Source organism: Dysgonomonas mossii (genome assembly GCF_004569505.1).
Taxonomy (GTDB): Bacteria; Bacteroidota; Bacteroidia; order Bacteroidales; family Dysgonomonadaceae; genus Dysgonomonas.
The window spans coordinates 547,787-564,707 of record NZ_SPPK01000001.1 but is presented as its reverse complement, the minus strand read 5'-3'; the positions used below and the strand labels follow the sequence as shown (position 1 = coordinate 564,707).

At 38.1% G+C, this 16,921-nt stretch carries 16 protein-coding genes; 7 read left to right on the top strand and 9 right to left on the bottom strand.

Translation table 11 applies throughout. From position 1 onward, the window contains the following. Positions 1-8: 8 nt before the first annotated feature. From E4T88_RS02570 to kdsA, 5 genes are all read right to left on the bottom strand, one after another. Complete coding sequence (locus E4T88_RS02570; protein WP_135103908.1) at positions 9-749, bottom strand: biotin--[acetyl-CoA-carboxylase] ligase; 741 nt, start codon at positions 747-749, stop codon at positions 9-11. Beyond that, entirely contained in the window at positions 746-1,117 is a 372-nt protein-coding gene (locus E4T88_RS02565; RefSeq protein ID WP_135103907.1) for an MmcQ/YjbR family DNA-binding protein, read from the bottom strand. The genes E4T88_RS02570 and E4T88_RS02565 overlap by 4 nt, the downstream gene beginning before the upstream one ends. A gap of 75 nt (positions 1,118-1,192) precedes the next feature. Further along, complete coding sequence (locus E4T88_RS02560) at positions 1,193-1,558, bottom strand: YraN family protein (RefSeq protein WP_135103906.1); 366 nt, start codon at positions 1,556-1,558, stop codon at positions 1,193-1,195. Between the two features lie 7 nt (positions 1,559-1,565). Then, on the bottom strand, positions 1,566-2,276 hold the full coding sequence (locus E4T88_RS02555) for a 2-phosphosulfolactate phosphatase (protein WP_135103905.1): 711 nt from the start codon (positions 2,274-2,276) through the stop codon (positions 1,566-1,568). Then, positions 2,277-3,071, bottom strand: a complete 795-nt coding sequence (kdsA, locus tag E4T88_RS02550) for a 3-deoxy-8-phosphooctulonate synthase (protein ID WP_135103904.1) — start codon at positions 3,069-3,071, stop codon at positions 2,277-2,279. It lies immediately after the preceding gene. Between the two features lie 152 nt (positions 3,072-3,223). Here kdsA and E4T88_RS02545 point away from each other — a divergent pair, with 152 nt between their 5' ends. The 7 genes from E4T88_RS02545 to E4T88_RS02515 all read left to right on the top strand — a co-directional run bounded on the left by E4T88_RS02545 (position 3,224) and on the right by E4T88_RS02515 (position 10,575). Beyond that, complete coding sequence (locus E4T88_RS02545; RefSeq protein ID WP_135103903.1) at positions 3,224-4,555, top strand: PhoH family protein; 1,332 nt, start codon at positions 3,224-3,226, stop codon at positions 4,553-4,555. Positions 4,556-4,592: 37 nt separating this feature from the next. Further along, the gene (locus E4T88_RS02540; RefSeq protein WP_135103902.1) at positions 4,593-5,690 is read left to right on the top strand and encodes a sialidase family protein; all 1,098 of its coding nucleotides are present in this window, start codon (positions 4,593-4,595) and stop codon (positions 5,688-5,690) included. A gap of 267 nt (positions 5,691-5,957) precedes the next feature. Continuing rightward, positions 5,958-6,800: a prephenate dehydratase gene (locus tag E4T88_RS02535; protein WP_135103901.1), complete on the top strand. Its 843-nt coding sequence runs from the start codon at positions 5,958-5,960 to the stop codon at positions 6,798-6,800. 39 nt (positions 6,801-6,839) lie between these two features. Next, on the top strand, positions 6,840-8,009 hold the full coding sequence (locus E4T88_RS02530; protein ID WP_135103900.1) for a pyridoxal phosphate-dependent aminotransferase: 1,170 nt from the start codon (positions 6,840-6,842) through the stop codon (positions 8,007-8,009). 3 nt (positions 8,010-8,012) lie between these two features. Further along, positions 8,013-8,549: a transposase gene (locus E4T88_RS02525; protein ID WP_135103899.1), complete on the top strand. Its 537-nt coding sequence runs from the start codon at positions 8,013-8,015 to the stop codon at positions 8,547-8,549. Between the two features lie 178 nt (positions 8,550-8,727). Continuing rightward, a complete protein-coding gene (locus E4T88_RS02520) occupies positions 8,728-9,789 on the top strand; it encodes a bifunctional 3-deoxy-7-phosphoheptulonate synthase/chorismate mutase type II (protein ID WP_006842522.1) in 1,062 nt (353 codons plus the stop codon). Positions 9,790-9,795: 6 nt separating this feature from the next. Next, a complete protein-coding gene (locus E4T88_RS02515; protein ID WP_006842521.1) occupies positions 9,796-10,575 on the top strand; it encodes a prephenate dehydrogenase/arogenate dehydrogenase family protein in 780 nt (259 codons plus the stop codon). Between the two features lie 112 nt (positions 10,576-10,687). On the opposite strand, the gene E4T88_RS02510 is transcribed toward E4T88_RS02515, so the two are convergent. The 4 genes from E4T88_RS02510 to E4T88_RS02495 all read right to left on the bottom strand — a co-directional run bounded on the left by E4T88_RS02510 (position 10,688) and on the right by E4T88_RS02495 (position 16,908). After that, positions 10,688-11,452: a carboxylesterase family protein gene (locus tag E4T88_RS02510; protein WP_135103898.1), complete on the bottom strand. Its 765-nt coding sequence runs from the start codon at positions 11,450-11,452 to the stop codon at positions 10,688-10,690. Between the two features lie 95 nt (positions 11,453-11,547). Then, on the bottom strand, positions 11,548-12,909 hold the full coding sequence (locus E4T88_RS02505) for a glucoamylase family protein (protein WP_135103897.1): 1,362 nt from the start codon (positions 12,907-12,909) through the stop codon (positions 11,548-11,550). Positions 12,910-12,981: 72 nt separating this feature from the next. After that, positions 12,982-15,279 (bottom strand): beta-glucosidase BglX, encoded by a 2,298-nt coding sequence (bglX, locus tag E4T88_RS02500; protein ID WP_135103896.1) that lies wholly within the window; start codon positions 15,277-15,279, stop codon positions 12,982-12,984. Between the two features lie 108 nt (positions 15,280-15,387). Beyond that, positions 15,388-16,908, bottom strand: a complete 1,521-nt coding sequence (locus tag E4T88_RS02495; protein WP_135103895.1) for a RagB/SusD family nutrient uptake outer membrane protein — start codon at positions 16,906-16,908, stop codon at positions 15,388-15,390. Positions 16,909-16,921: the final 13 nt, after the last annotated feature.

The window sequence follows — 16,921 nt, the reverse complement described above, 5'->3', positions numbered from 1 at the left end:
ATGTGTTCTTATATGATATATTTAACTTCTTTAAAGGCAAAATGTCTTTCTTCACCTTCTTTCGTTTTTAAAATAAGGAGTCCCGAAGAATCGACATCTTGTATTCGGGCAAGGAAATCCGATATTCCATCATTGTATAGATGATAACCATCTTTCCTGAAAAGAGACTCTTTATATTGTTTTATCAGAAAATCGGTCTTGCCAATCTTTATTTGCTGGTAGTACGCATTGATATTATCAACAACAGTCTTTAGTATTTCCTCAAGATTATAGTCTCTGTTAGTTATCTGTTTCAGAGATACAGGATTCGGAGCTTCGCTTCTGAAATTTTCCTGATTGATATTAATGCCAATACCCGCAACAGAATGACCTATATTATCTTCGAGAATAGTGTTTTCTAATAGGATACCACATATTTTCTTTTCATTCCAATAGATATCGTTAGGCCATTTTATAGATATACCCTCTGTATATTCTTGCAGACAATTTGCTACGGCTAGAGATACAATCTGTGATAGTATAAATTGCTCTCCCGCTTTTATAAAGCCAGGGAACAAGACAATACTAAAAAGAATATTTTTTCCCGCTTCCGACTCCCAGCCATTCCCTCGCTGACCTTTCCCTGCCGACTGAAAATCTGCCCAAACGACAGTACCTTCATCAACATTCTGTGTCTGGAGTAGTTCTTTTAAATAATTATTAGTCGAGTTAGTCTCGCTAATGTAAATTATCTCAGGCACAGTCGTCAACTATTTGGTAAGTTATTATATTCTGTTTGTTTTACTTTGGGTAGTTTCTTTATGACTTCTTCTACTGAGTGAAGAATCAATTCTTTAATAAGTTTATCAGGCACATCGCTATCAAGAACAACTGTATTCCAATATTTTTTATTAGAATGAAATCCGGGTTTTATTCCCGTATACTGTTCACGCAGCTCGATAGCTTTCTCCGGATCACACTTGAGGTTAAGCCAAAATTCTCCATCTTTACTATCCAACGCCATATAAGCATACATCTTATCCATGATCTTGTAAACTAAGACATCCTCCCCAAAAGGAAATGTCTCTGTCCCTCCTTTTATAGCAATACAGGCTTCGCGCGCTTCTTCTATATTCATTTTCTGATTTATTAGATCTTGTCCTTCAAATAAGATTTTCTTAAATTTATACAGATGATCGCAAATAATGAGGTATCAGTTTATAGGCGCAAAAAATGCATCATCTATATGGTCTATTTCGAACTTTTGTCCTGTCCAAATTGCTGCAATAACATCAAAGCGGGCCGGTAAATCTATATTAAATTCCTTCAAATAGAAATCGGCTGCCTCTACAATCCTTTTTATTTTCCGTTTCGATACTGCGTCTTCCGGATGTCCCCAATAATTACTACTTCTTGTCTTTACTTCTACAAAAATAATAAACTCTTCGTTTCGAGCAATAATATCTATTTCGTATTTCTCATAAGTCCAATTTTGCTCAATGATCTTGTACCCCTTTTGTTTAAGAAGATTAACTGCTGCCTCCTCACCTTTTTTTCCAAGATCATTATGCTCAGCCATAGACTACTTAAAGCTTTAAAACGTTATTTACATTATCATACAACGGAACGAGATTTACTGTATCCACAGTTAAGCAGTATTCAACAGAATCTTGCAAGTTATTTGCTTCAAGCCGCTTGATATGTTCGGTACGATTAATATAGCCTCTCAAATCAGACTTAGCCTCTTGCCACATCGATAAAGCAACCTGAGTGGCATCTGAAGCAGACGCATATCCTTTTGCCATCAACCTATCGGCTAAAGCTCCACCAAATAATGTATCTTCAATATTAAAACGATTATTCCACCCCGCACAGAGTATCATTACGTCTTTTTGCTTTTGTATGCAAAAATCAGTCAATGCACTTATATTCGAAAAAGCTCCGATAGTCAAAACATCTGCATTTGCAGCGGCTTCGATTGCCTGAGTTCCGTTTGTCGTTGTAAACACAATTTCTTTACCCTCTACTTTGTCCTCTGTATAGTCAAACGGTGAGTTTCCAAAGTCAGCAAAATCACAACGTTTCACATTCCGCTCTGCACCAACCAAGTATCCTTTAGCTTTATATTGTTGGGCTTCTTCGATAGAAGCTACCGGAATAATACACTTAGCTCCATTTTTCAGGGCAGCAAACATGGTTGTAGTAGCCCTGAATATATCAACCACTACTACAATATAGTTATTGCTATCGGCATAGTAAGGATACAAAGCAGGAGAAAAACAAACATCAACTTTCATCTATAGCGCAGCTTTTATTCTTACTAATTTCTCCATCAGTCCTTCAAGCTGGTCTAGCGGAAGCATATTAGCTCCGTCCGACAAAGCATTTGCTGTATCGAAGTGTGTTTCTATAAACAATCCATCCACACCTGTAGCTATACCTGCTTTACACATCGTTTCTATCAATTTTGGCTGCCCGCCTGTTACACCTGAAGCCTGATTCGGCTTTTGCAGGCAGTGTGTTGCATCCAATACGACAGGAAAACCAAATTCTTTCATTTCAGGTATTCCTCGAAAGTCTACCACAAGATCAGAATAGCCAAAAGATGTACCACGATCGGTAAGGATTACATTCTTATTTCCCGAATCCAATACTTTCTGCGCTGCAAACTGCATTCCATTCGGAGCCAGAAACTGACCTTTCTTTATGTTTACTATTTTACCTGTCTTGGCAGCTGCGATGAGCAAGTCAGTCTGACGGCAAAGAAATGCCGGAATCTGCAAAACATCAACATATTCTGCGGCCATTGCAGCCTCATGAGTCTCGTGAATATCCGTTACGGTAGGAATACCAAAGGTCTCACCTACCTTACGAAGTATCTTTAAAGCTTTCTCATCACCAATCCCGGTGAAAGAATCTACACGAGATCGATTTGCTTTCTTATAGGAACCCTTAAATACATAGGGAATATTTAGTCTATCTGTTATAGTTTTAACTTTTTCTGCAATACGAAGTGCCATTTCTTCTCCTTCGATAACACATGGTCCTGCTAGCAAGAAAAAATTATCATTTTTTAAGTTCTCTATATTCATTTTTTATTTGTTTGATTACTAGATAAAATAGTCTTCAAAGGTACAAACATTCTGCCATTTTCAGAAATTTTAGGTTTGTCATTGATATTATTTATTAGCAATATTAAAGGAATTAAGCTATTTTTATTGTTATATAAAAAAACATAATAATTATGGGAAAAGCCAAAAAGAAAAACTTTGTATTGGATACAAATGTAATACTACATGATTTCAGGTGCTTAGATAATTTTGAAGAAAATGACATATATATTCCCATTGTAGTTTTGGAAGAACTGGACAAGTTCAAAAAAGGGAATGATCAGATTAACTATAATGCCCGCGAATTTCTCCGCCAGCTCGATGCAATAACAGACGACAACTTATTTACGAAAGGAATATCTCTAGGCAACGGTTTAGGCAATCTCTTTATTGATACAAGTATAAAATCTCAAGAAAGGATAACTGAAATCTTTCCGGAGAGAATACCCGATCATCGTATATTATCATCTGTTCTTGACATCTCGGAGCGTGACAGCAAAACAAAAACCATACTGGTAACCAAAGATATAAACCTGCGAATGAAGGCTCGTGCAATCGGGCTTCTGGCAGAAGATTATATAAATGACAAAGTTCCTGATATCTTTTTATTTGAAAGACAGCACAAAACATTCAAGGATATGGAGTCTTCGGTTATCGATGAGCTGTATGCAAATCCAAACGGTGTTGATCTCGATCAGTTCAATCTGGAAACTTCGGTTAATGCCAATGAATGTTTCGTGATGAAGAATGGTAAAAAAAGTGTGCTTTCCAGATACAATCCGTTTACTAAAAAGATAAAGAAAATAGACAAGCAGATTTGTTACGGCATACAACCTCGAAATGCGGAACAAACATTTGCAATGGAGGTGCTGACCGATCCCGAAATAAAATTAGTAGCACTTACAGGAAAAGCTGGAACAGGAAAAACGTTACTCGCCTTAGCTTCAGCATTGAAACAAAGTGAAAACTTTGACCAGATACTCCTCGCCCGCCCGATCGTTGCATTAGGAAACAAAGAATTGGGATTCTTACCCGGTGACGAAAAACAAAAAATAGCGCCTTATATGCAGCCTCTTTTCGACAATTTATCTGTAATAAAAAATCACATTCCTTACGGTGGTGCTGAGTACAAGAATATAGAAGCGATGCAGGCAAGTAAGAAGCTGGAAATAGAAGCATTAGCTTATATCCGTGGACGAAGTTTATCAGAGATGATCTGTATTATCGATGAAGCTCAAAACCTGACACCTCACGAAATAAAAACCATTATAACCCGTGCAGGTGAAGGAACGAAAATGATTTTTGCTGGAGATTTACAACAGATCGACTCTCCTTATCTTGATGCTCAGTCAAATGGGTTGGCTTACATGATAGATAAAATGACAGGACAAGATATTTTCGCACATGTCAATCTGATAAAAGGAGAAAGAAGTAAACTATCGGAGATAGCTAGTATATTATTGTAATAACAATCTAAAAAAAATAACATTTCAAGAAATATAAATGGACAAATTCTATCTCAGAGCTTATAGTATACTCATCGTAACAATGAGTATACTCACCATCCCTTGTTTAGCCCAAAGTTCAGATAATCAGAAGTGGAAAGAAGGCATCCTAGTGGATGAATTCATTTATGATTATGCTGAATTCCCCTCGGTTCATGCAGCTACAATTGCTGAAACCCCGTCGGGTTTGATTACGGCATTTTTTGGCGGAAAATACGAGGGACACCCCGAAGTCAATATATATACTTCTCGTCATACTGCAACAGGATGGACTCCGCCTGTGAAGGTAGCGGATGGCATCGTGAGCGATACTTTGAGAAAGGCCTGCTATAACCCAGTCTTATTTCAATATCCCGATGGCGAATTGCTATTGTTTTATAAAATAGGAAAGAATGTGCAAGATTGGACAGGTTACTTAATCCGCTCATACGATGACGGACAAACATGGACAAAACCCGAAGCGCTACCGGAAGGATTTCTGGGCCCAATAAAGAATAAACCGATTCTGATTGGCAACAAACTAATTTGCGCATCGAGTACCGAGAATGACGGTTGGCAGGTTCACATGGAATTTACCGAAGACAGAGGAAAAACTTGGAGAAAAACATCTCCGATCAACAGCAAACCTTGGAATACTATTCAACCAAGTATATTAACATTAAACAATAATGTATTGCAAATCGTATGTCGCTCTCAGAACGAACATATCATATCCGCTTTTTCGAAAGATGAAGGAGAAACATGGAGCGATCCTATAGCTCTCTACTTACCCAATAACAACTCGGGGACGGATGCCGTAACACTCAAAGACGGACGCCAACTAATGGTCTACAATCATGTAGCAGCATCAGAGAGTGCATATAAGGATAAAGCTCGTACTCCGCTGAATGTCGCTCTATCTGGCGATGGGATTACCTGGAAAGCATCACTCATTCTCGAAGACTCGCCAATAAAGGAATATTCCTACCCATCGGTTATACAAGGGGAAGACGGTATGATACACATAGTATACACGTGGCGCAGAGAAAAAATTAAATATGTAAAAGTTGATCCGTCACTACTTAAAAGTGAAACAATCGTAAACGGAAAGTGGTAATAACAACTATAAATCCTCATTTTTACAATTTTCTGAATAAAAAAAGAATGAAATGCTTGCAATATTCAAAAAAATATTACTTTTGTAATCACATTTAAAACAACAAGCGTTAGAATGAATATTTTTTCTTATACATACTTTTTCTTTTTTTACTTTTACTTTAGAAAGTAGAACAGGATTTTGTATGAGAAATTTGGAGTGAATTAAAACAACAAGAATATATGGAATCCTGTCAAATATGACGGGATTTTTTTTTGATAACATTTTATGAAAAGAGTTGCGATACAAGGAGGATTAGGTGCATATCATGGGATAGCCGCAGAGAATTTTTTCGGAGAAGAAGTCGAAATTGTTCCATGCATTACTTTTCGTGATATTTTCACAACAATCAAAAAAGAACCGAATACGATCGGGATTATAGCCATAGAGAACACTATAGCTGGTAGCCTTCTGGGCAACTACGATCTGCTAAAAGAAAATAAACTCCCTATAGCAGGAGAATACAAACAACGCATCTCTCATTGTCTGGCGGCATTGCCCGGCCAAACAATTCATGATATAAAAGAAGTGGAATCGCATCCGATTGCACTCATGCAATGTACAGAATTCCTGGATACACTACCGGGTGTTAGGATTATAGAGCATGAAGATACGGCTTTGGCTGCAAAAGATGTAGCAGAGAAACATCTATCGACCACTGCTGCGATATGCAGCACCAAAGCGGCCGAAATTTATGGACTAAACATCTTAGCGAGGGGAATTGAGACAAATAAGCACAATTTTACTCGCTTTCTTATTATAGCCAATCCGTGGGTGGTAGACGAACTTCAAAAAGGAGAAGTATTGAATAAATCTTCAATTGTATTTACAACTCCACATAGCGAAGGCAGCTTATCGAAAGTTTTATCCGTATTTTCTTTCTACGGCATCAACTTGACTAAGATACAATCTCTACCAATAATAGGCAGAGAATGGGAATATCAGTTCTATGTAGACCTCACATTTTCTGATCTTACCCGATACAAGCAATCGCTACAGGCAATTCGCCCTTTAACGAGTGAACTAAAGCTTTTGGGAGAATATCCAAACGGAAAACAAAGCGAATTATAAAAAAACACGATTTAACAATAGCAAACTGCTAATAACAATATGAGAACAATAGTACCGGCAGACCGCCTTAATACAGTAAGTGAATACTACTTTTCGAAAAAACTAAGAGAAGTAGCCGAAATGAACGCAATGGGAAAAAATGTGATTAGTCTCGGAGTGGGAAGCCCGGATCTCCCTCCTTCCGAAGAAACCACAAAAGCCCTGTGTGAATCTGTAATAAAAAAAGATGTACATGGCTATCAACCACATGTGGGTATTGCCGAGTTGCGTAAGGCTTTTGCTGATTGGTATAAAAGAACTTATAATGTAAATCTGGACTTTGCAAATGAGATACAACCTTTGATAGGCTCGAAAGAAGGGATCTTACATATCTCTCTGGCTTTTCTCAATCCGGGAGACGGAGTATTAGTACCTAATCCGGGGTATCCGACATATAGCTCTGTGAGCAAGCTTGTTGGGGCAAATATTGTCTCTTACGACTTGGATGAGAATAACAATTGGCAACCGGATTTCGATGCTTTGGAAAAGCTAGACTTATCGAATGTAAAGCTAATGTGGATTAATTATCCTAACATGCCTACAGGAGCAAATGCTACGGTCGAATTATTTGAAAAAATAGTTGCTTTTGGAAAGAAACATGGCATAATCATAGCTCATGATAATCCTTACAGTCTTATTCTTAACGAAAAGCCGTTAAGCATACTACAAGTAGAAGGAGCGAAAGATATATGTATCGAACTCAATTCGATGAGTAAATCGCACAATATGCCCGGATGGAGAATTGGGACATTGGCTTCAAATGCACAATTTATACAATGGGTGCTAAAGGTTCTGACCAACATCGAGAGTGGAATACTAAAACCTATACAGTTGGCAGCCATTGCCGCTCTTAACAATTCGGACGAATGGCACAAAGAAAACAATATCAAATTATACGCTAATCGCCGTCAATATGCAGAAGCTATTATGAAAGAGTTAGGTTGCACTTTTGATAAAAAACAATCGGGAATGTTTCTTTGGGGAAAGATTCCGGCAGAATACAAAAGCAGCGAAGAATTGGCTGACAAAATTTTATACGAAGCGAATGTTTTCTTAACCCCGGGATTCATTTTCGGGAACAAAGGAGAAGGATATATACGTATCTCTTTGTGCTGCAATGAAGAGATGCTGAAAGAGGCCTTGGAAAGAATAAAGAAGGTAACAAATTAATATATGTCTTCTAAACTTCCTCAACGGAGGAGTATCCGATTGGCAAATTATGATTACAGTCAGATAGGATTATATTTCGTGACGATATGTTGCGAGAATAGAATTTGTCGCTTTGGTAAAATACAAAACACTGATATCGTATTGAATGAGGCCGGTAGGATGATAAATACAGAGTGGAACAATTTAAAGAAACGTTTCTCGAATATAGAATTACATAATTATATTATTATGCCAAATCATTTTCATGGAATAATAGAAATTACAGATGTAGGGATACCCCTTGTGGGTATCCGAAAGACGAATGGGCAACCACAAGGGATTGCCCCTACTCTGGGCAAAATATTGGGAGCTTTTAAATCAATAACGACCGTCAAATATACCCATGGGGTCACTCAATTAGGTTGGGAACCCTACGATCAAAGAATATGGCAGCGTAATTATTATGAACATATCATCAGAGATGAAAAATCACACCAGAATATATCTGATTATATAACAAACAATCCATATAACTGGGAAAATGACGAGTATTATATTTAATGTTTCAGATTGGAGAACAGATAATCAGGATCGCTTAAATTTATCTATTATAGAGTATTAAATTATAGACAATAAATAAAAGGTAACAGATAAAAACAGAATAAAAGTTGTCACCTTTGTCACTTTTGTCACTTTTTAGCTAAAATATAAAATAATCAAAAAACAAATTAAAATAAATATGAAACTAGACTCAATTTTACTTCCGGGAGTTGACCCGAAACGTCCTCTTGTAATAGCCGGTCCATGCAGTGCCGAGACCGAAGAACAAGTAATGAATACTGCAAAGCAACTAGCAGCAGACGGTATAAAAATCCTTCGTGCCGGAATATGGAAACCCCGCACTAAACCGGGTGGATTTGAAGGAGTTGGCAGCGAAGGACTTGCATGGCTCAAAAAAGTGAAACAAGAAACTGGAATGTACGTTTCTACTGAGGTTGCAACACAGAAACACGTTTATGAAGCTCTTAAATATGGTATCGACATGTTATGGATCGGTGCCCGTACAACAGCAAATCCATTCGCAGTTCAGGAAATAGCAGAAGCACTACAGGGTGTTGATATCCCGGTATTGGTAAAGAACCCTGTTAATCCCGATTTAGAGTTATGGATCGGTGCTCTTGAACGCCTCAGCAATGTAGGTCTGACCAAGATAGGAGCAATACACCGTGGATTTAGTTCATACGACAAGAAAATATACAGAAACCTGCCTCAATGGCATATACCGATCGAACTGAAACGTCGTTTTCCTGATCTGCCTGTTATTTGTGACCCAAGTCATATCGGAGGAAAACGTGACCTTATACAGCCGCTATGCCAGCAAGCAATGGACTTAAACTATGACGGATTGATTATAGAAACTCATTGCGACCCTGAAAATGCTTGGAGTGATGCTTCTCAACAGGTAACACCGGTGAGACTAAAAGAAATACTGACAGCACTTATTATTCGTGATGGTAAGCAATCGACAGAAGACCTTTCTGACCTTCGCAGACAAATAGACGAACTAGATGATCAGTTGCTGGAATTACTTGCAAAACGTATGCGCATATCATGCGAAATAGGTACATTCAAGAAAGAGCACAACCTAACTGTTGTTCAAACAGACCGTTATGACGAAATTCTACAGAAACGAATTGCTCAGGCTACATCTATGAGTATGAATCCTGACTTTATGCGTGTGGTTCTGGAAGCAATACACGAAGAATCTGTAAGACAACAGGTTGAGATATTAAACAAGTAACCGTATATGAAGATATTAATATTAGGAGCCGGAAAAATGGGCTCCTTCTTTACTGATGTATTAAGTTTCGATCACGAAGTTGCTATATTTGACATTGATCCCAAACGTCTACGATTTGTTTATAATGTAGTCAGAATGAGCAATCCGGAAGAGATAAGGGACTTCAAACCTGAAATTGTTATTAATGCAGCAACAGTGAAATATACGATTCAGGCATTTGAAATGGTACTGCCATATCTGGATGAAGATTGTATATTGTCGGATATTGCATCTGTAAAGACGGGACTAAAAGAGTTTTATAAAAAAACAGGCAGACCGTTTGCATCTACCCATCCTATGTTTGGCCCTACATTTGCCAACCTAACAGATCTTAGTACACAGAGTGCAATTGTAATTTCGGAATCGAACCATTGGGGAAAAATATTTTTCAAAGACTTGTATAACAGTCTTAAGTTGAACGTTTTCGAGTATACATTCGAAGAGCATGACGAAACGATTGCATATTCTCTTTCTATTCCGTTTGCGTCTACACTTGTATTTGCTTCGGTAATGAAGCATCAAGATGCTCCGGGAACAACCTTCAAGCGTCACATGAATATTGCAAAAGGGCTTCTGTCGGAAGATGATTATTTGTTGACCGAGATTCTCTTCAACCCTTATACTCCCGCTCAGGTGGAGAGTATACGAGGTGAATTAAAGCATCTTTTAGAAATAATCGAGAAAAAAGACAGTGCAGCGATGCTAAGTTTCCTCACAAAAGTAAGAGCGAATATAGCTGACAAATAAAATATAAAAAGAGACTGCAAAAGTCATACAATACTAATGCAGTCTCTACTCCTTATAACACCAATTACCAACCATAGTTAGCCTAACACCAAACAAACCTTGAATTCAGCTTTTATTTTTTATGTTTAAACAGCCATGAGGCAAGTCCTTCTTCTTTAAAGGCATTGTCCCAGCTATTATGATTAACTCCCTCATATTCGGCATATTCCGCATCACACCCCAATTCTTTGAGACGCTTATATATATTTCTCGAATTTTCTACAGGAACGACAGAGTCGGCACTCCCATGAAAAGCCCAAACAGCTGTATTGTGGGCATACAAAGGCAGCTTACTCAAATCTGCACCTCCACAAATCGGGAACGCCGCGGAGAAGGTATCAGGCAATCGCCACAACAATTCCAATGTACCCATACCCCCCATTGACAAACCTCCTACATATACTTGATTGGAGTCTACTTTCCCTGAGGTCAGCCAATTTTGCACCAAAGCAATCAGTGTACTCATTGGCTCTGTAATTCCCTCTGAAAGACCGAATTTCAATGTCATTTTATCATCAATCTGGTGACGAACGACATTGGCCCAATAACTATCGGCTGGACATTGAGGTGCTATGACGATAGCTGGATAAGCAGACTGAAAATTATCAATAAGGAACTGCTTACCATGAGTCAATTGCTTCTGATTATCATTACCTCGCTCTCCTGCTCCATGAAGAAATACGACCAATGGATATTGCTTCGACTCATCGTAGTTTTCAGGATACATTATCTGATATGGCAATGTATGCCCGTCAAACATGAATGAAGCATTCTTGAACTGAGCGAAACTAAATAAAGAACAAATTAGAAAAATGAAATATAAAACGCCTTTTTTCATAACCTTAATTTTAAAATAACTGACATTAAAGATAACGATAATACATCTTACTTCATGTGAGTTATGATGCTATTTCCTTTTGATTCTATTATTCTTTAATTCAATGAAGGAGATTCAAAACCTAGTTTCTTAAGCCCCTTTTGAACATCAGGGTGACTCATAAATAAATTCCAAAGCAACTGCGAACGATAGTTCTCGATCATCACGGCTATTGTACCTTGGTCTATTGCTAAATAACGCTGTGGATACCAGTTATCTGTTTCACTAAATGCGTCATAAAAACCATATTGCCCCCAAACCTTATCGCCCATGCTATATAGCTTGCGCATTACTTTCATTGATTCTTCGGGAGTATATACAATAGAAGATAAGGCTGCCGTAGGAGTTATTACACCGAGGTCTCCTTCTTCTGTTGGCTCGTGAGCACTATATCCTTTTACAGAATAACTAGCTGTCAAGCCCCAGGAATCTTCTCCATAACCTTTAAATCCTTTTGGGTTACGCAAGCAATACGCTCTATTTATCAGTGTATAATTTTTCATTTCCTGATAATAATCAGCATACTTATCTTTTAGCCCGGTAGGATTTAATCCTAAGAATGAATAATGAGCCCAGAATAAAGGGCCTGCTCCGCTATTGCTTTGATAACGCATATTTAGGTTATATCCTTCCAATTGATGAGGGGCAATAATCTTTCCATTTTCTGCCCAACCTTCATGATAGACCTCAGCCGGAGTACCATGAGTAGGAGAACATGCAGCCAGAACATAAGTAATGAGACATTCATTATATCCGCGGATAGGAAAATTCATTTCCCATGAATGGTTAGGGCTCCAATGCCAATACAATACATTTTGACCGTTACGATGCCAGTTCCAGTCGACATTTTTCCAAAGGTTGTCAATACGGACAGCTAAAGCTTTTTCTGCATCAGACCCATTTATATAATACTGATGAAGGGTCAACAAACCTTGTAAAAGGAATGAAGTCTCAACTAAGTCTCCTCCATTATCCTTATCACTAAATCCTTTTACTTCACCTGTCTCACCATTCCACCAATGTGGAAATACACCATGAAAAGAATCTGCATTTTCGAGGAAGTTTACAATCTTTGTAAACCGTTCTAAACCTTGTTCACGAGTTATATACCCTCTGTCTATTCCGGCAACAATAGCCATTATTCCAAAGCCACTACCTCCGGAAGTCACTACATTTTTATCATTTTGAGGATATACTCCATCTACATGAAAGCGTTCGCGAGCCATTCCACTCGTAGGTTCGGCTCCATCCCAAAAATAATTAAATGTCCTGCGCTGAACACTATCCAATAGAGCTTCATCTGTAATAGCAATTGGCTCTGTGGAGCTATCATCAGTATCTTTATTGGATTTATCCTTACAACTAATAGCCACTAGGACAAGCATTATAGAAATGAATGGTATATATATTTTTTTCATATTATCTGTTTTAATAATAAACAAGAAAAAGAGACTAAGATTACATAGTCTCTTTTTCAAGACTCAGAGCATTTAATTCAATGTAAATCTCGCAGATTTAACATCACTACTATTACCTCCTATCATCACATCAAAATCACCTTTTTCAAATACATATTCGAGGTTATAATTGTAGAATTTCAATAACTCAGGAGTTATCTTAAAACTAACATTTTTACTTTCCCCTGCTTTTATAAATGTTTTTTCAAAGCCCTTCAATTCTTTAACCGGACGTGTCACACTACCGACCAAGTCACGAATATAAAGTTGAACAACCTCAGCTCCATCATATTTTCCTGTATTTGTAACAGTAACTGAAGCGGTTAATTCTCCTTTTGCATCAAGTGTTGTAGAACTCAATTTAATGTGGCTATAACTAAATGTTGTATAGCTTAATCCGTATCCAAACGGATATAGCGGATCGTTACTTACATCTAAATAGTTGCTGCGGAATTTCTCAAACCACCGTCCTTCGTGCAATGGACGACCTGTATTTTTATGATTGTAGAATAACGGAATCTGCCCTACATTCTGTGGGAAAGTAGCTACAAGTTTTCCGCTTGGATTAACGTCTCCAAACAAAACATCTCCAATAGCGTGTGCAGCCTCTGAACCACCAAACCAAACATTAAGAATGGCAGGTACGTTTTCATTTTCCCAAGTCAAAGTCAATGGACGACCTGTAAACAATACCAAGACAACTGGTTTTCCAGTTTTCAATAATTCTCTTAACAATTCTTTCTGTACATCAGGTATACCAATTTCGGTACGAGAACTAGATTCTCCACTCATCTCAGACGATTCACCCAATGCTGCAACGATCACATCTGCATCCTTTGATATTTGCAATGCTTCTTGTAGCATTTCTTCATTACTGCGAGTTTCCTGATCTCTATGTAATGTACGACCAAACATAGTTGCATTTTGTTCATATTTTGCATCATTTATCAGATGGCTACCCTTTGCATACACAACCTTAGCATTGCTTCCGGCTACCTCCTGGATACCTTCAACTACAGTTGCGGGTTTAGTCAGGTCTACAGCAACACTCCATGTTCCGGGCATATTAGAGCGTGTGTTTGCCAGAGGACCAACCACTGCTATAGTTCCACCTTTTTTCAAAGGCAATGTATTATTTGCATTTTTAAGCAAAACAAAACTTTCTGAAGCTATCTTACGAGCAACAGCACGATTTTCAGCTGTGTATATTTCTTTTTTTGCACGATTTACATCGCAATATTTATATGGATCTGCAAATAATCCCAATTTATATTTAGCTTCCAACACACGGCGACAAGCCTGATCTATTTCGGCTTGCGTAACTTTTCCTTCTTTAAGAGACTTACCAACTGTAGCCAAGCCTTCACTTACCATATCCATATCGATTCCGGCCTTTAAGGCACGAGCCGAAACGGTTTGCAAATCACCAATTCCGTGATCTATCATTTCACTTATTCCGGTATAGTCTGTAACTACAAACCCGTTAAAGCCCCATTGCTTGCGTAACACATCTGTCATCAACCATTTGTTAGCTGTAGCCGGAACTCCGTCCACTTCATTAAACGAAGCCATTACGCTCCCCACACCTGCCTCTACGGCAGCCTGATAAGGGTACATATATTCATTAAACATACGTATACGACTCATATCTACCGTATTATAGTCGCGACCTGCTTCACCTGCACCATACAGCGCATAGTGTTTAACACAAGCCATAATATTGGAGTTAGACTTATACATGTTCTCTCCTACTCCCTGATATCCGCGAACCATCGCTTTTGCGATTTGTCCTCCAAGAAAAGGATCTTCTCCATTTCCTTCCGAGAAACGTCCCCAGCGAGGATCTCTCGAAATATCAACCATTGGGCTGAATGTCCAGCAAATACCATCGGCACTTGCTTCTATTGCAGCGATACGAGCAGATTGCTCTACAGCAGCCATATCCCATGTAGCAGCCATTCCTAAAGGAATTGGAAATACAGTTTCGTATCCATGAATTACGTCCATTCCAAATATTAAAGGAATTTTCAGACGACTCTGTTCTACTGCAATGCGTTGAACTTCTTTTATTTTTTCAACACCTTTTATATTGAATAACCCTCCAACTTGTCCTTTCTTAATTTTTTCAGCTATATTACTGCTTTTAGCCTGTCCGGTAGTTATATCTCCGGAACTAGGCAGATTAAGCTGTCCGATTTTCTCTTCCAGCGTCATCTTACTCATTAAATCATTGATAAACTTATCCATCTTTGGATCTTTCCCTTGTGCCAATATATTGCCCGAGATAGCAAAGAAGGCCAAGAAGACCAATAATAATTGTCTTACAGTCATTTTACCTTAAATTTCAGTTATACCTTAACTCTAATTATTTCTTGCCTAAAACTAGTAAGGGCTAATTGTCTAGCCCTTACCATTAAAAATGTGATAACCTAATAAACCTTATTGATAGTTGGGGTTTTGTTTCAAAACGCCATTTGATTTATCGATTTCCGATTGAGGAACCGGAAGTAATGCATGCTTATCTTGATAATTTGTTTTACCTGCTGCATGTAACACTTCTTTAGCAGTACCCCAACGTACTAAGTCATAAAAACGGTCTGGTTCTAAAGCTAATTCTACTCTTCTTTCACGCTGAATAGCTTTTCTCAATTCCACTTTATCTTCTGTAGTAACCTTTGGCAATATACTGGTGCTAGCTCCTCTCGCATGAGATCTTACCATTTCCAAATATTTCAAAGCATCTTCAGTCTGATCTAATTCATTTGCGGCTTCTGCAGCCATAAGAATAACATCCGGATAACGGATAATACGTATATTAACCCAGAATCCTTCTCTCGTATATTTAGCTCTCATCGCAGGATTTGTGTATGCTTTTTTATTAAAGTATGCACCCATTGCAGATGATTCAGGAGACTCGCCATATGGCTTGTTTGTATTTTCAGGAGTAATAGCTGCACCCGGTTTTCTGAAATACAGAAGAGTAGCATCTTTACGTGGATCTCCAGGCTCGAAAGCTGTACCTAACTCTTTTGTTGCCATATGCCAACCCCAGCCAAGATTCCATTGTCCTGCACCTCTCACGCCTTGCACCTGACAAAACTGGCTACCGATAGCCGTACTTGCAGGCATTGCCGCAGTAGCAGTACATTGCAGTTCAAAAATTGATTCGCCACAGTTCTCACCGGCATCAGTAAACACCTGATCAACAGATGTATTCAGATTATAGATTCCTGAATTGATAACTTCTTTAGATGCAGCAAGCATATTTCCCCAGTCGTTACGCATCATATACGTTCTGGCATGTAACGATTTGGCAGCACCCCATGTTAAACGTCCTGTATATTTAGCTTGCCAAGATTGAGGTAAATTTGCTTCAGCAAAAGTAAGGTCCGCATCAATTAATGCATAAATCTCAGCAGCAGAGCTTTTCGGGATATTAGCTTGTGATGCATCTTTTATTTTAAAGTCTATTTTAGGAACTTCACCCCATGCTCTCACCAAGTTGAAATAACAATAAGCTCTAAAGAATTTAGCTTCTGCTTCCAAGCTTCTAAGGTCACTATTATTCAATTTCTGTATAGTATCTATAGTAGAGTTACAGTCATGAATTATCGAATAATTATGATTCCAGTAAGTTCCTAATATACCATTAGATGCTGTGTATTCAAAATCATCCCAAAATCTGGCGTTATCCGGTCCATCATTCTCAGTACTTCCTTTTTCAGAATCTTCGGAACGGAACATGTGCACTGCAAATGCAGGAATTCCGGCAGTTATATTATAACTTCTCATTTTTGAGTAAACACCAAAGATTTTTGCTTCTACACCACCACTAGTATCGTCATCCTCAGTAAAACTTCCTTGAGGACTTTTGTCAAGAAAATCATTACAGCTGATAACCGATAATGCTAAAGCAGCAATTATAGCGGCATATATATATTTATTAAATATTCGTTTCATAATATATTGTTTT

Excerpts from the sequence above, each read along its gene's own strand:
- E4T88_RS02565 (WP_135103907.1), bottom strand. The coding sequence starts at position 1,117 with ATGAATATAGAAGAAGCGCGCGAAGCCTGTATTGCTATAAAAGGAGGG.
- E4T88_RS02545 (WP_135103903.1), top strand. The coding sequence starts at position 3,224 with ATGGGAAAAGCCAAAAAGAAAAACTTTGTATTGGATACAAATGTAATA.
- bglX (WP_135103896.1), bottom strand. The coding sequence starts at position 15,279 with ATGACTGTAAGACAATTATTATTGGTCTTCTTGGCCTTCTTTGCTATC.
- E4T88_RS02530 (WP_135103900.1), top strand. The coding sequence starts at position 6,840 with ATGAGAACAATAGTACCGGCAGACCGCCTTAATACAGTAAGTGAATAC.
- E4T88_RS02520 (WP_006842522.1), top strand. The coding sequence starts at position 8,728 with ATGAAACTAGACTCAATTTTACTTCCGGGAGTTGACCCGAAACGTCCT.
- E4T88_RS02525 (WP_135103899.1), top strand. The coding sequence starts at position 8,013 with ATGTCTTCTAAACTTCCTCAACGGAGGAGTATCCGATTGGCAAATTAT.
- E4T88_RS02535 (WP_135103901.1), top strand. The coding sequence starts at position 5,958 with ATGAAAAGAGTTGCGATACAAGGAGGATTAGGTGCATATCATGGGATA.
- E4T88_RS02495 (WP_135103895.1), bottom strand. The coding sequence starts at position 16,908 with ATGAAACGAATATTTAATAAATATATATATGCCGCTATAATTGCTGCT.
- E4T88_RS02560 (WP_135103906.1), bottom strand. The coding sequence starts at position 1,558 with ATGGCTGAGCATAATGATCTTGGAAAAAAAGGTGAGGAGGCAGCAGTT.
- kdsA (WP_135103904.1), bottom strand. The coding sequence starts at position 3,071 with ATGAATATAGAGAACTTAAAAAATGATAATTTTTTCTTGCTAGCAGGA.
- E4T88_RS02555 (WP_135103905.1), bottom strand. The coding sequence starts at position 2,276 with ATGAAAGTTGATGTTTGTTTTTCTCCTGCTTTGTATCCTTACTATGCC.
- E4T88_RS02515 (WP_006842521.1), top strand. The coding sequence starts at position 9,796 with ATGAAGATATTAATATTAGGAGCCGGAAAAATGGGCTCCTTCTTTACT.
- E4T88_RS02510 (WP_135103898.1), bottom strand. The coding sequence starts at position 11,452 with ATGAAAAAAGGCGTTTTATATTTCATTTTTCTAATTTGTTCTTTATTT.
- E4T88_RS02505 (WP_135103897.1), bottom strand. The coding sequence starts at position 12,909 with ATGAAAAAAATATATATACCATTCATTTCTATAATGCTTGTCCTAGTG.
- E4T88_RS02540 (WP_135103902.1), top strand. The coding sequence starts at position 4,593 with ATGGACAAATTCTATCTCAGAGCTTATAGTATACTCATCGTAACAATG.